Raw genomic sequence first — 14,172 nt, 5'->3', positions numbered from 1 at the left:
CAGGTGGCACATGAACTACTCCGGCCTCAACTTCGCCCTCGGTGAAACCGTCGACATGCTCCGCGACCAGGTGCGCGGTTTCGTGGCTGACGAGCTGGCGCCCCGCGCCGAAGCCATCGACCGTGACAACCTCTTCCCCAGTGACATGTGGCGCAAGTTCGGCGACATGGGTCTGCTCGGTATCACCATAGACGAGGAATTCGGCGGCGCTGGCATGGGTTATCTGGCGCACGTCATTGCCATCGAGGAGATCAGCCGCGGCTCGGCTTCGGTTGGACTCTCGTACGGTGCGCATTCGAACCTCTGCGTCAACCAGATCAACCGCAACGGCACACCCGAGCAGAAGGCCAAGTACCTGCCCAAGCTCGTTTCAGGCGAACACGTCGGCGCCCTGGCGATGAGCGAGCCGAATGCCGGCTCCGACGTGGTCTCGATGAAGCTGCGTGCAGACCGCAAGGGCGATCGCTTCGTGCTCAATGGCAGCAAGACCTGGATCACCAACGGCCCGGACGCCAACACCTACGTGATCTATGCCAAGACCGACCTGGACAGAGGCGCCCACGGCATCACTGCGTTCATCGTCGAGCGTGACTGGAAGGGATTCTCGCGTGGGAACAAGTTCGACAAGCTCGGCATGCGCGGCTCCAACACCTGCGAGCTGTTCTTCGATGACGTCGAGGTGCCGGAAGAGAACGTGCTGGGCGTCGAGAACGGCGGCGTGAAGGTACTGATGAGTGGGCTGGACTACGAACGCGTGGTACTGGCCGGCGGCCCGGTCGGAATCATGCAGGCCTGCCTTGATGTGGTCGTGCCCTATATCCACGACCGCAAGCAATTCGGCCAGAGCATCGGCGAATTTCAGTTCATCCAGGGCAAGGTAGCCGACATGTACACCCAGCTCAATGCCAGCCGCGCCTATCTCTACACCGTGGCGCAGGCCTGCGACCGCGGTGAAACCACCCGCAAGGATGCCGCTGGAGTGATCCTCTACACCGCCGAAGCGGCAACGCAAATGGCCTTGCAGGCCATCCAGATCCTCGGCGGCAACGGCTACATCAACGAATTTCCCACTGGCCGACTGCTGCGCGACGCCAAACTCTACGAAATCGGCGCCGGTACCAGTGAGATTCGCCGGATGCTGATCGGCCGCGAGCTGTACAACGAAACCAAATAAGTTCGCCGAATAACGGTGGGCTGAAGCGGAACGTCGCTCAGCCCACGCTACGCAAGATATTCAATTCGGAGTGAGCCGCATGGCTATCCTGAATACCCAGATCAACACCCGCTCCCCCGAATTCGCCGCCAATCGCGACGCTATGCTCGAGCAGGTGGAAAGCCTCCGCACCCTGCTCGGCCGTGTCAGTGAAGGCGGTGGCGAGAAGGCCCAGCAGCGTCACATCGCCCGCGGCAAGTTGCTGGTACGCGACCGCATCAATGCCCTCCTCGACCCCGGTTCGGCGTTTCTCGAAGTCGCGCCGCTGGCGGCTTACGAGGTTTACGGCGAGGACGTTGCCGCCGCTGGCGTGGTCGCCGGCATCGGGCGCGTCGAAGGCGTCGAATGCATGGTCATCGCCAACGACGCCACGGTAAAAGGCGGCAGCTACTACCCATTGACCGTGAAGAAACACCTGCGCGCCCAGGCCATCGCTCAACAGAACCGCTTGCCTTGCATCTACCTGGTGGACTCGGGCGGTGCCAACCTGCCGCGTCAGGACGAGGTTTTCCCGGACCGCGAGCACTTCGGCCGCATTTTCTTCAACCAGGCCAACATGAGCTCGATGGGCATTCCGCAGCTTGCCGTGGTGATGGGCTCCTGCACTGCCGGCGGCGCGTACGTGCCGGCGATGGCCGATGAAACCGTCATGGTGCGCAACCAGGCGACGATCTTTCTCGCTGGCCCGCCCCTCGTGAAAGCCGCCACCGGCGAAGTGGTCACCGCTGAAGACCTGGGCGGCGCCGACGTGCACTGCAAGACGTCCGGTGTGGCCGACCATTACGCCGAGAATGACGAGCATGCACTGGCTATCGCCCGTCGCTGCGTGGCCAACCTCAACTGGCGCAAGCTCGGCCAGCTACAGAGTCGCGAACCACGCGCGCCGCTGTACGCCGCCGACGAGCTGTACGGGGTGATCCCGGCCCAGGCCAAGCAGCCTTATGACGTGCGCGAGGTGATCGCACGGCTGGTCGATGGCAGCGAGTTCGATGAATTCAAGGCCCTGTTCGGCACCACTTTGGTTTGCGGCTTCGCCACGCTACACGGCTACCCCATCGCTATCCTGGCGAACAACGGCATCCTCTTTGCCGAAGCGGCGCAGAAAGGTGCGCACTTCATTGAGCTGGCCTGTCAACGCGGCATCCCGCTGCTGTTCCTGCAGAACATCACAGGCTTCATGGTCGGGCAGAAGTACGAGACCGGCGGCATCGCCAAGCACGGCGCCAAGCTGGTCACCGCGGTGGCCTGCGCTCAGGTGCCGAAATTCACCGTGGTCATCGGCGGCAGCTTCGGCGCCGGCAATTACGGCATGTGCGGACGCGCCTATGATCCGCGCTTCCTGTGGATGTGGCCCAACGCGCGCATCGGCGTGATGGGTGGCGAACAGGCTGCAGGCGTACTGGTACAGGTCAAGCGTGAGCAGGCTGAACGCAGCGGACAGGAGTTTTCCGAGCAGGACGAAGCCCACCTCAAGCAGCCGATTCTCGAACAGTACGAACGCCAGGGACACCCCTACTATTCCAGCGCCCGGCTATGGGACGACGGGGTTATTGACCCGGCGCAGACACGCGATCTGTTGGGCCTGGCACTCTCGGCCAGTCTCAACGCGCCGATCGAGCCGACCCGCTTTGGCGTATTCCGGATGTGAGCGGCGCTCACGCCCCCAGTGATTGAGGATTTGCCGTCATGACCGATTTCACCACCGTACAACTGGAAATGGATCCGCGCGGCTTCGCCACGCTCTGGCTCAATCGACCGGAAAAAAACAACGCCTTCAACGCCGAGATGATCCGTGAACTGGTGCTCGCCATCGATCAGGTGCAATCGGACAAGAGCCTGCGCTTCCTGCTGCTGCGTGGCCGTGGCAAGCACTTCTGCGCAGGAGCCGATCTCGCCTGGATGCAGCAATCGGCGAAGCTGGACTTCGATGCCAACCTCACCGATGCCCGTGAACTGGCTGAAATGATGTACAGCCTTTACCACTTGAAGCTGCCGACGCTTGCGGTCGTGCAAGGCGCGGCCTTTGGAGGCGCAGTCGGGCTGATCGCCTGCTGCGACATGGCCATTGGCGCGCAGGACGCACAACTGTCGCTCTCGGAAGTGCGCATCGGCCTCGCGCCAGCGGTGATCAGCCCCTTCGTGGCCAAGGCCATCGGCGAACGGGCCGCGCGCCGCTATTCGATGACCGGCGAACGCTTCAGCGGCGAACGCGCTCGCGATCTTGGCCTGCTGTCGGAAACCTATGCCGCTGAAGCGCTGGACGACAACCTCTGCGGCTGGATCGATACGCTCCTGCTGAACAGCCCGCAGGCCATGCGCGCCAGCAAGGATCTGATGCGCGAAGCCAGCAGCGGATCGCTCAACCCGGCGCTTCGCCGCTATACCGAAAACAGCATCGCCCGTATCCGCGTCAGCCCTGAGGGGCAAGAAGGCTTGAATGCCTTTCTGGAGAAGCGCAAACCGAATTGGATGCAGGAGCCACAACAATGATAACCACCCTTCTGGTGGCCAACCGCGGCGAAATCGCCTGCCGCGTGATGCGCACCGCCAAGGCCATGGGCCTGACCACCGTCGCCGTGCATAGCGCCATCGACCGTGACGCACGCCATGCGCGCGAAGCCGACATCCGCGTCGAGCTCGGTGGTGCCAAGCCCGCCGAAAGCTATCTGATGATCGACAAGCTGATCGCCGCAGCCAAAGCCAGCGGCGCCCAGGCGATCCACCCGGGCTACGGCTTTCTGTCCGAGAATGCTGATTTCGCCCGTGCCATCGAAGGCGCCGGGCTGATTTTCCTCGGCCCGCCCGCCTCGGCCATCGACGCCATGGGTAGCAAGTCAGCCGCCAAGGCGCTGATGGAAAAGGCCGGTGTTCCGCTGGTACCGGGCTACCACGGTGAAGCCCAGGATGTGGAAACCTTCCGCGCTGCCGCCGAGAAGATCGGCTACCCGGTGCTGCTCAAGGCCACCGCCGGCGGTGGCGGCAAAGGGATGAAGGTCGTGGAGCGCGAAGTGGATCTCGCCGAAGCACTGCAATCGGCCCAGCGTGAGGCGCAATCCTCGTTCGGCGATTCGCGGATGCTGGTGGAAAAATACGTGCTCAAACCACGCCATGTGGAGATTCAGGTGTTCGCCGACCAGCACGGCAACTGCCTGTACCTCAACGAACGCGACTGCTCGATCCAGCGGCGCCATCAGAAGGTCGTCGAAGAAGCACCAGCGCCAGGCCTCTCCCCCGAATTGCGCCGAGCCATGGGCGAAGCGGCGGTCAAGGCGGCGCAGGCCATCGGTTATGTCGGTGCTGGCACCGTGGAGTTTCTGCTCGATGCGCGCGGGGAGTTCTTCTTCATGGAGATGAACACCCGCCTGCAGGTCGAGCATCCAGTCACCGAAGCCATCACCGGTCTCGATCTGGTCGCCTGGCAAATCCGCGTCGCCCGCGGTGAACCCCTGCCGATCAGCCAGGATCAGGTACCGCTTAACGGCCACGCCATCGAGGTGCGACTGTATGCCGAAGATCCTGACAATGACTTCTTGCCGGCCACCGGTACCCTCGACCTGTATCGCGAATCCACTGAGGGGCCGGGTCGTCGGGTCGACAGCGGCGTGGCTGAAGGCGATACGGTTTCGCCGTTCTACGACCCCATGCTTGGCAAGCTGATCGCCTGGGGCGAAAACCGCGAAGAGGCGCGTCTGCGGCTGCTGGCCATGCTCGGCGAAACCTGTGTTGGCGGTGTGCGCACTAACCTGGCGTTCTTGCGGCGGGTGGTTGGGCATCCTGCCTTCGCGGCGGCGGAACTGGATACCGGCTTCATTCCCCGGCACGAAGCCGAACTGATGCGCCAGCCAGGCGAACTGGCGGATGCGTTCTGGCAGTTGGCCGCTGAGCTATACATCGAAACCGAACCGGCCAAGGTACGCAGTGATGACGTCCACTCGCCCTGGTCGAATCGCGCCGGTCTGCGCTTCGGGATGCCGGCGCGGATTGGCGTGCACCTGACGTGTAACGGTGAAAACCGCCTGGTGCGGGTGGATGAACCGGCCATTCAGCGCGAACCTGCAGCTGGCGGGGTACGCAAGCCGAAGGCAATTCGCCAAGGCCACACGCTCTACCTGGAGTGGGACGGCGAGCTGCACGCGGTAACCGCATTCGACCCCATCGCCGAAGCCGAAGCCAGCCATCAGCACCACGGCGGCCTGACGGCCCCTATGAATGGCAGCATCGTGCGCGTCCTGGTCGAGACCGGGCAAAGCGTTGAAGCCGGGGCCACGCTGATCGTGCTTGAAGCGATGAAGATGGAGCACAGCATCCGTGCGGCAGAAGCCGGCGTGGTGAAAGCCGTTTACTGTGCCGAAGGCGAGATGATCAGCGAAGGCACCACGTTGGTGGAGCTTGAGTGATGACCGTTACCGGCGGCTGGCAGATCCGGGAGCACCTGCCAGTGGCGCCCCCCGGTGATAGCCTGCGGGACGTCGGTGCTGCCCTTTGCAGGAGCGAGCTCGCTCGCCAGCCAGGCCCCTCGCGAGAACGCCCTAGCAGACCAATTCGCTCCAACAGAAGTACAAACGCCGCTCAATGGCTACATGCGGAAACGACGCACAAGCCCATTCAGGCCCACCGCCAGGCGCGAGAGCTCCTGAGTCGCCACGCTAGTCTGCTGGGCGCCAGCGGATGTTTGCACCGAAAGATCGCGAATGCTGACCAGGTTGCGATCGATCTCACGGGCGACCTGCGCCTGCTCCTCCGACGCACTGGCAATTACCAGATTGCGCTCGTTGATCCCAGCCACCGTCTCGGCGATCCGCACCAGGGCGACGCCAGCCGCCTCGGCTTTATCGAGTGTGCCCTGGGCGCGAGCGGCACCCTGTTGCAGCGCTTCAACCGTCCGCCCCGTGCCTTGCTGGATGCTACCAATCATCGATTCGATTTCGCGGGTCGACTCGCCGGTACGTTTGGCCAACGCTCGTACTTCATCCGCCACGACAGCGAAACCACGCCCGGCATCGCCGGCGCGAGCAGCTTCGATGGCCGCATTCAGCGCCAGCAGATTGGTCTGGTCGGCAACGGCACGGATCACATCCAGTACTCGGGTGATGTTATGGGTCTGATCGGCCAGTTCGCCGGCGCGTGCCGAAGCGCTGACGACGTCATCCGCCAACGCCTGAATCGACGCGATCGCCTCTTCGAGCTGCTTACGCCCCTGCTGAGCCGACTCGCTGGAGGCCCGCGACGCTTCAGAAGTGGACACGGCATTGCTGGCCACCTCTTCGACTGCGCAAGTCATTTCGTTCACCGCAGTGGCCGCCTGCTCGATCTGGTCGTTCTGCCGCTGCAGGCCCTGGGTGCTGTCCAGCATGACAGCGCTCATCTCTTCGGCCGAGGCGGTCAATACATGGGCCGAATCGTTGATCTGGCCGATGATGTTACGCAGGTTGATCTGCATTTCGCTCAACGAGGCCAACAGTTCGGTCGCTTCGTCATTGCCATCGACATGCACATCATGGGTGAGGTCGCCTTTGGCTATCTGATTCGAAACGGCGACAGCCCGACGCATGGGCCGGACGATACTGGCGGTCAACAGCAGGGCCAACGCAACGGTCGAGACCAGCGCAATCAGGATCACCGAGGCGATCACCATCTGCGCCTTCTGGTAAACGGAAGTAGCCGCCTCCACTGCATGGTGAGCGCCCTCTTCGTTGAAGGACCGGAGCTTCGACAAGGCCTGCTCGAACTGGTGGCTAAGATCGTTAACCCGCGCCTCAGCCCTGGCGGCCTGCTCGGCACTCAGGTTGCTATCAAGCACGCGCTGCCGGTCCTGAAGCGCCTGCGGATAATTCGCGTATACCTCCTTGACGATGCTAAATGTACGAGCCTCGTCGGGGTTGGAGATGTGATTCTCATAACGAACCATCAGGCGACCGATTTCAGTCATTGCCGCGGCGATCTCCTCACCACTCTTACGAAGCGTTTCGGCATCGTGAAAAGCAAGCTGACGCATGGATTCGATCCGTACGTGAGCGAAGTTCAGCGCCATATCGTCAGCGGCCGCCTGGCTTGGCATCCAATCGGAGTCGATTTCGCTGCCTGCGGCACGTATCGCCGCCATCTGCATCAGACTAAACAACCCAAGCGCGGTCAGCAGTACAGCGACAAGCGCAAAGAACAACAGCGTACGGTGGGAGATCTTCAGTTTGCGTAGCATGGCGGTTCTCGAACGTGGTGCCCCGCCAAGGAGCGGGTCTTCCAAAGTTATCTGCCATGCTGCTGGGAACTTGAGGGAGCAGAGTCGCCGTATGACCCATGGGTCTCCCCAATTTACCGGGACGGCACCGGCACTTGTTCATGAGGACAATCGATGACTACAACCACCGCAATGCCACGCCGGGTACGCCTGGTTGAAGTGGGCCCCCGAGACGGGCTGCAGAACGAAAAGCAGCCGATCAGCGTGGGCGATAAGGTACGCCTCGTGGACGACCTGAGTGCCGCCGGCCTGCATTACATCGAGGTCGGCAGTTTCGTGTCGCCCAAGTGGGTCCCACAGATGGCTGGTTCGGCCGAGGTATTCGCGCAGATCCGGCAGAAAACCGGGGTCACTTACGCCGCCCTGACGCCCAACCTGAAAGGGCTCGAGGCCGCCATCGAAGCCGGAGTCAGCGAGGTTGCGGTGTTCGGCGCCGCTTCCGAGGCTTTCTCGCACAAGAATATCAACTGCTCCATCGAAGAAAGCCTGGCGCGCTTCGCGCCGCTGATGGCAGTCGCACGAGAGAACGGCATCCAGGTGCGCGGCTACGTGTCCTGCGTGCTCGGTTGTCCCTACGAAGGCGAAGTGGACCCCAAGCGCGTCGCACATGTCGCTCATGAGCTGTTCGCCATGGGCTGCTACGAGGTGTCGCTGGGAGACACCATCGGCACCGGCACACCGGGCAAGACCCGGCAGCTGTTCGAGACGGTCAGCCGTGAGGTCCCGCGCGACAAGCTCGCCGGGCACTTTCATGACACCTACGGCCAGGCGTTGGCAAACATCTATGCCAGCCTGCTGGAAGGCATCTGCGTGTTCGACAGTTCGGTTGCAGGCCTGGGCGGCTGCCCATACGCCAAAGGCGCCAGTGGCAACGTGGCCAGCGAGGACGTGCTCTACATGCTGAACGGCTTGGGCATCGAAACCGGCGTCGATCTCGACGCCCTGATCGCCGCCGGACAACGCATCAGTGACGTGCTGGGACGACCCAACGGCTCACGAGTCGCTCGTGCGCGCCAGGCGGCGCAATGACGACAAAACGCCCGCTTGCACCGGCGCGTTCCGGTCCTATGGTTTGAGTGGCGGCACACGGAAAAACACGAGGTTCATATGAACAAGCTCTATCCCAACGCCCAGCAAGCGCTCGATGGCCTGATCGAAGACGGCATGACGCTCGCCGTGGGCGGCTTCGGTCTGTGTGGCATTCCTGAAGCGCTGATCGAAGCACTACGCGACACCGGCAAGAAGGATCTTACGGTGATCAGCAACAATGCGGGTGTCGACGGCTTCGGCCTGGGCGTACTGCTGGAAACGCGCCAGGTGCGCAAGATGATTTCCTCCTATGTCGGCGAGAACAAGGAATTCGAACGCCAGTACCTGGCCGGCGAATTGGAACTCGAATTCACGCCGCAAGGTACCCTGGCCGAGAAGCTGCGTGCAGGCGGTTCCGGCATTCCCGCGTTTTTCACCCGCACCGGCTACGGCACGTTGATCGCCGAAGGCAAGGAAACGCGCCAGTTCAATGGCGAGTGGTACGTGATGGAAGAATCGCTCACCGCCGACATTGCCCTGGTCAAGGCGCACAAGGCCGACAAGGCGGGCAATCTGGTGTTCAACAAAACCGCGCGCAATTTCAACCCGCTCGCAGCCATGGCCGGTAGGGTCTGCGTGGTGGAAGTCGATGTACTGGTCGAAACCGGCGAAATCGACCCCGACCAGGTCCATCTGCCCGGCATCTATGTGCAGCGCATCATCCACAACCCGAACGCCGAGAAGCGCATCGAAAAACGTACGGTGAGGAGCTGATCATGGCCTGGACACGTGAACAGATGGCGCAACGCGCCGCGCAGGAATTGCAGGATGGCTTCTACGTCAACCTGGGGATCGGCCTGCCGACGTTGGTGGCCAACTATATTCCGGACGGCATGGATGTCTGGCTGCAGAGCGAGAACGGTCTGCTCGGCATCGGTCCGTTTCCCACCGAGGAGGAGATCGATCCGGACCTGATCAACGCTGGCAAGCAGACCGTCACCGCCCTCCCCGGCAGCGCCTTTTTCGACAATGCCATGAGCTTCGGCATGATCCGCGGCGGTCATATCAACCTGGCGATTCTTGGCGCCATGCAGGTGTCGGAGAAAGGTGATCTGGCCAACTGGATGATCCCCGGCAAGATGGTCAAGGGCATGGGCGGCGCAATGGACCTTGTCGCCGGGGTCAAACGCGTGGTGGTGCTGATGGAGCACACGGCCAAGGGCGCGCACAAGATCATCAAGCAGTGCGATCTGCCGCTGACCGGCGTCGGCGTGGTCGACCGTATCATCACCGACCTGGGCGTGTTGGACGTCACGGAACAGGGACTGAAGCTGGTCGAACTGGCTGACGGGGTCACCTTCGAGCGGATTCAGGAAGCGACCGGCTGCGCGATCCAACGCTGACGCAACGAGCGCTGGCTAAAAGCCACTGGGCATCGGGCCAGCGCAGCGTGTAGCCTTGGCTCGTTTCACATAAGTACAAGCGCCCGGTTCGTCGCGAGCCGCGGGTGGACAGGCAAGACTGGATATATTCATGGCAAAGCAGACCTACAGCATTTCCGATTTAGCCAACGAACTCGACATCACCACCCGTGCCATACGCTTCTACGAAGAACAGGGCATGCTCTCGCCGACACGGCGCGGCCAGGAACGCATCTACACCCCCAAGGACCGCGTCGCGCTCAAGCTGATCCTGCGCGGAAAACGCCTCGGTTTCTCGCTCGCCGAATGCAAGACGCTGATCGAGCTGTACGATCCCAAGGCGGGCAACCAGAAGCAGCTCAACATCATGCTCGGCATGATTGCCGAACGCCGCCAGCAGCTTGAGCAGCAACAACTGGATATCCAGCAGATGCAGCTGGAGCTCGATACTGCCGAAGAGCGCTGCCTCACCGCATTGAAAGCGACCCTGGGCAAAGAAGCGAGCTGAATGCCCAACGCACGGCGAGCGCCTAGCGCCGTCTCGGTAACCGTCCCCCCGTTCTTAGCCGCAGCGACTCGCCACAACCACGTGGTGGGGTCGCCGTCTCGGCGTGTCCAACGCACTCACTGTCCAGACCAAAAGACACTTTTCCAGATTATTGGACATACAAAATAATCCGCGCTCAGCATGTCCAGCCTGCTGGACAACACTTTCACCAGGTTGTTGGTGAAATGGCTCTGGGACGCGCGTTTCAACGTATTCATCGGGGCAGGCACAGAACCTGCTAGGTGATAAGCGCTAGAGGCCAGAATATCTGGCGGACGAGCGACCGGATGTCACTCGCCCGCCTCCACTGCGCAGCGCCACACCGGGCTGCACCTTCTGGTTATCCAAAACAACAAAAACAAGGAAACCTGCGATGTCAGTAAAGAAAAAGCTATCCCGCCTCGCCTGTGCCATTGGCGCAACCACACTTCTCAGCGCCCCCCTGTTAAGTGGAAACGCGATGGCCGCCGAGAAGATTCGCTGGCAGGTGCCGTTGGCCTTTCCATCCCATCTCGTCGGCCTGACCACGCCGGTCAAGCACCTGTCCGAGTCGCTCAAAGCGATTTCCGGTGGCGATATTCAGCTGCGCTATTACGAACCCGGCGAACTGGTCCCGCCATTCGAGATCATGGATGCGGTGAGCAACGGCAAGTATCCGGCCGGCTACACCTGGATCGGCTACGACCAAGGCACCATCCCAGCGCTGCCGCTCTACTCCGGTGCGCCCTTCAATATGGAGCCGCCAGCATATCTGGCCTGGTACTACGAGGGTGACGGCAAAAAACTGCTCGAAGAGATCTACGCCAAGCGCAACATCCACCCCATGCTGTGCAGCATCATCGGCCCGGAAGGCGCCGGTTGGTTCGCCAAGCCGATCGAGAAGCTGGAAGACATCGACGGCCTGCGCATCCGCTTCGCCGGTATCGGCGGCAAAGTGCTGGAGAAGCTCGGCGCCTCGGTCACCATGATTCCAGGTGGCGAGATCTATCAAGCATTGGAACGCAAGACCATTGATGCCACCGAGTTCTCGCAGCCGGCGATCGACAAGATGCTGGGCCTGGATCAGATCATCAAGAACTACATCATGCCGGGCTGGCACCAGACGTTGACTACCTCACACCTGCTGGTGAACAAGGGCGTGTGGGACAAGCTGGAGCCGCAGAGCCGTGCGCTGATCGAGATGGGCTGTGAATCCGCCACGCTCAAGGGCTTCGCCGAAAGCGAGTGGGCCCAACCGACCGCACTGGGCGACTACGAGAAGCAGGGTGTGGAGGCTCAGGTGCTGCCCGAAGAAGTGTTGCGGGAGCTTGAACGCGTAACCAACGAGGTGCTCGACGAACTCGCCGCCAACGACGAAACATTCAATCGAGTCCTGACCAGCCAGCGCGCGTTCATGAAGCATCACTCGGTCTGGCACAGCAAGGGCTATCTGCCACGCGATTACTACCAGTACGACTGATCGCTGCGCACTGACTCCGGTGCCCTGATAAGTAGGTGCGTCAGTCAGGTTCGAATGCTCGAGCCCCGATCAGGCGTTTCGATCGAGGCGTCAGGCAGCGAAACTCGTTGACCTAGCCAACCAACCAGGGCGCTGACGGCACGGCTTCGGTCGTGCCATTTCTTCATGAGTGCCGGATTACCGAGGTGGCCGTGTCCGTTCTTCCCGTTTCCCCTGACGATGCAGTGCCCACCGCCCATGCGGATGCACTGCCGCACAACAAATTTTCCCATTGGCTGGACAAGGCGCTGGTCGCCATCGGCGAAGCCAGCGCCTGGATCTGGCTGCTGGTGCTGGCGGTGGTGCTGACCAACGTCTTCAGTCGCTTCGTGCTGTCGCGCGGCTCGATCGCACTGGAGGAGCTGTCCTGGCACCTGTTCGGCGCGGCATTGATGCTCGCGCTCGCCTATGCCGTGGTGCGTGATGACCATGTACGCGTCGATGTGCTACGCGAAAAATTCACCCTGCGCAGCCAGGCCATCATCGAGCTGCTATCCATCCTGTTCCTGGCTCTGCCGATCGTGCTGCTGATGGTGGATGCGCTGATTCCCTTCGCCTACCAGGCCTTCATCCACAACGAGCGTTCGCAGGCGCCGAGCGGCCTGCCGCACCGTTTCATCTTCAAGAGCGTGTTGCCGCTGGGCCTGACCCTGGTCGCCCTGGCCCTGCTGTCGCGGGCCACGCGTTGCAGCACCTTGCTGTTCAATTTCCCGCGGGCGTTGTCAGCCCCGACGAATGACCGCAACCGCGGCCATTCGCAGCCCTGATGGAGTAGTCGTAGTCATGGGTCTGGAACAAATTCTCGTCATCAGCATGTTCGCCTCGTTCATGGGGCTCCTGCTGCTTGGTTTCCCGGTGGCCTGGTCGTTGGCCGGCATCGGACTGCTGTTCGCCGTATTAGGCCATGTGCTGATCGAACACTTCGATGCCGACCTTTGGTTCACCTGGGACGGCACCATCGGCGTGCTCGATGCGCGCATCTACGGCATCGTCGCCAATGAACTGATGGTCGCCCTGCCGCTGTTCATCTTTATGGGCATCATGCTCGACCGTTCCGGCATCGCCGAGCGTCTGATGCACAGCCTGGTACGGGTCCTCGGTCCGTTGCGCGGTGGCTATGCAGTCACGGTGGTGCTGGTGGGCATCCTCCTGGCCGCCTCCACCGGCATCGTCGGCGCTTCGGTGGCACTTTTGGGCATGCTCTCGATCGGCCCGATGCTACAGGCCAAGTACAACAAGAGCCTGGCCGTCGGCACCGCCTGCTCGGTAGGCACCCTGGGGATCCTGATCCCGCCGAGCATCATGCTGGTGTTGATGGCCGACCGCCTCGGCACTTCGGAAGCCTCGGTGGGCAAACTGTTCATGGGTGCGCTCATCCCCGGGATGATGCTGGCGCTGATGTACATCCTCTATATCGTCATCGCATCCTGGCTGAAAAAGGATTTCGCGCCTGCACCGGCCAACCGCTCGAAGCTCGACGCCCGCGCGCTGCTCGACGTATTCTGGGCCGTGGTGCCGCCCTTCGTGCTGATCCTCGCCGTGCTCGGGTCGATTTTCTTCGGTATCGCTACTACCACCGAAGCCTCCGCCGTCGGCGCGTTCGGCGCGGTGCTGATGGCGGCCTGCAGTCGCCGTCTGAACATGGCCGTGTTCAAGGAGGCGCTCTATCAGACCAGCCGCACCTCAGCCTTCATTTTCGGCATATTCATCGGTGCCACGGTGTTCGCCGCCGTGCTGCGCGGCCTAGGTGGAGACGACGTGATTCGCGCGGCACTCACCGGCCTGCCCTTCGGCCAGACCGGGGTGCTGCTGACGGTGCTGTTGATCACCTTCCTGCTGGGATTCTTCCTGGACTGGGTGGAGATCACCCTGATCATTCTGCCGCTGGTGGCACCGGTGCTGTTTTCCATGGGTGTCGACCCGCTGTGGTTCGCGATTCTGTTCGCGCTGTGCCTGCAGACCTCGTTCCTGACGCCACCGGTGGGTTTTGCGCTGTTCTACATCAAGGGTGTATGCCCGCCCGAAGTGACCACCCGCGACGTGTATTTTGGGGTACTGCCCTACATCCTGATCCAGTTGATCGGTCTGGCACTGGTGTTCTTCTATGCGCCTCTGGCCACATGGCTGCCCAACGAGGTGTACGCCCAGTAAAAACTACCTGCGTTGGCAATACTGCGTTGAAACCGGCCTCAGAAAGCCGCTTGCGGCTAACGCGCTTTAGCGCGG

12 protein-coding genes are annotated in these 14,172 nt (G+C 61.9%); 11 read left to right on the top strand and 1 reads right to left on the bottom strand.

Going from position 1 to position 14,172, the window contains the following annotated elements; genetic code table 11:
* The first annotated feature begins 10 nt into the window (after positions 1–10).
* The 4 genes from UF78_RS09560 (at position 11) to UF78_RS09545 (ending at position 5,610) form a co-directional block, all read left to right on the top strand.
* Entirely contained in the window at positions 11–1,174 is a 1,164-nt protein-coding gene (locus tag UF78_RS09560; protein WP_045161932.1) for an isovaleryl-CoA dehydrogenase, read from the top strand.
* Positions 1,175–1,253: 79 nt separating this feature from the next.
* The gene (locus UF78_RS09555) at positions 1,254–2,861 is read left to right on the top strand and encodes a carboxyl transferase domain-containing protein (RefSeq protein WP_045161931.1); all 1,608 of its coding nucleotides are present in this window, start codon (positions 1,254–1,256) and stop codon (positions 2,859–2,861) included.
* A 38-nt stretch (positions 2,862–2,899) separates the two neighbouring features.
* Positions 2,900–3,703 (top strand): gamma-carboxygeranoyl-CoA hydratase, encoded by an 804-nt coding sequence (locus tag UF78_RS09550; RefSeq protein ID WP_045161930.1) that lies wholly within the window; start codon positions 2,900–2,902, stop codon positions 3,701–3,703.
* Positions 3,700–5,610 carry an acetyl/propionyl/methylcrotonyl-CoA carboxylase subunit alpha gene (locus tag UF78_RS09545; RefSeq protein ID WP_045161928.1) on the top strand — a complete coding sequence of 637 codons (1,911 nt, stop codon included), beginning with the start codon at positions 3,700–3,702 and terminating at the stop codon, positions 5,608–5,610. Before UF78_RS09550 ends, UF78_RS09545 begins: the two co-directional genes overlap by 4 nt.
* Before the next feature lie 179 nt (positions 5,611–5,789).
* On the opposite strand, the gene UF78_RS09540 is transcribed toward UF78_RS09545, so the two are convergent.
* Complete coding sequence (locus UF78_RS09540; RefSeq protein ID WP_045161926.1) at positions 5,790–7,412, bottom strand: methyl-accepting chemotaxis protein; 1,623 nt, start codon at positions 7,410–7,412, stop codon at positions 5,790–5,792.
* Positions 7,413–7,565: 153 nt separating this feature from the next.
* On the opposite strand from UF78_RS09540, the gene UF78_RS09535 reads away from it, so the two are divergent.
* The 7 genes from UF78_RS09535 (at position 7,566) to UF78_RS09505 (ending at position 14,097) form a co-directional block, all read left to right on the top strand.
* Positions 7,566–8,480 carry a hydroxymethylglutaryl-CoA lyase gene (locus tag UF78_RS09535; RefSeq protein WP_045161925.1) on the top strand — a complete coding sequence of 305 codons (915 nt, stop codon included), beginning with the start codon at positions 7,566–7,568 and terminating at the stop codon, positions 8,478–8,480.
* Between the two features lie 78 nt (positions 8,481–8,558).
* Positions 8,559–9,254, top strand: a complete 696-nt coding sequence (locus tag UF78_RS09530; protein ID WP_045161924.1) for a CoA transferase subunit A — start codon at positions 8,559–8,561, stop codon at positions 9,252–9,254.
* Between the two features lie 2 nt (positions 9,255–9,256).
* Complete coding sequence (locus tag UF78_RS09525) at positions 9,257–9,883, top strand: CoA transferase subunit B (RefSeq protein ID WP_045161922.1); 627 nt, start codon at positions 9,257–9,259, stop codon at positions 9,881–9,883.
* A 130-nt stretch (positions 9,884–10,013) separates the two neighbouring features.
* The gene (locus UF78_RS09520; RefSeq protein WP_045161921.1) at positions 10,014–10,409 is read left to right on the top strand and encodes a MerR family transcriptional regulator; all 396 of its coding nucleotides are present in this window, start codon (positions 10,014–10,016) and stop codon (positions 10,407–10,409) included.
* A gap of 412 nt (positions 10,410–10,821) precedes the next feature.
* Complete coding sequence (locus UF78_RS09515; RefSeq protein ID WP_045161920.1) at positions 10,822–11,907, top strand: TRAP transporter substrate-binding protein; 1,086 nt, start codon at positions 10,822–10,824, stop codon at positions 11,905–11,907.
* 191 nt (positions 11,908–12,098) lie between these two features.
* Positions 12,099–12,713 carry a TRAP transporter small permease subunit gene (locus UF78_RS09510; protein ID WP_045162066.1) on the top strand — a complete coding sequence of 205 codons (615 nt, stop codon included), beginning with the start codon at positions 12,099–12,101 and terminating at the stop codon, positions 12,711–12,713.
* A 16-nt stretch (positions 12,714–12,729) separates the two neighbouring features.
* Complete coding sequence (locus UF78_RS09505) at positions 12,730–14,097, top strand: TRAP transporter large permease (protein ID WP_045161919.1); 1,368 nt, start codon at positions 12,730–12,732, stop codon at positions 14,095–14,097.
* The last annotated feature ends 75 nt before the right edge of the window (positions 14,098–14,172 follow it).

Origin of the sequence: Stutzerimonas stutzeri (assembly GCF_000952685.1) — a bacterium.
Lineage (GTDB): Bacteria > Pseudomonadota > Gammaproteobacteria > Pseudomonadales > Pseudomonadaceae > Stutzerimonas > Stutzerimonas stutzeri_E.
The sequence above is the reverse complement of the archived record's forward strand: the minus strand, read 5'-3'. Positions and strand labels throughout refer to the sequence as shown.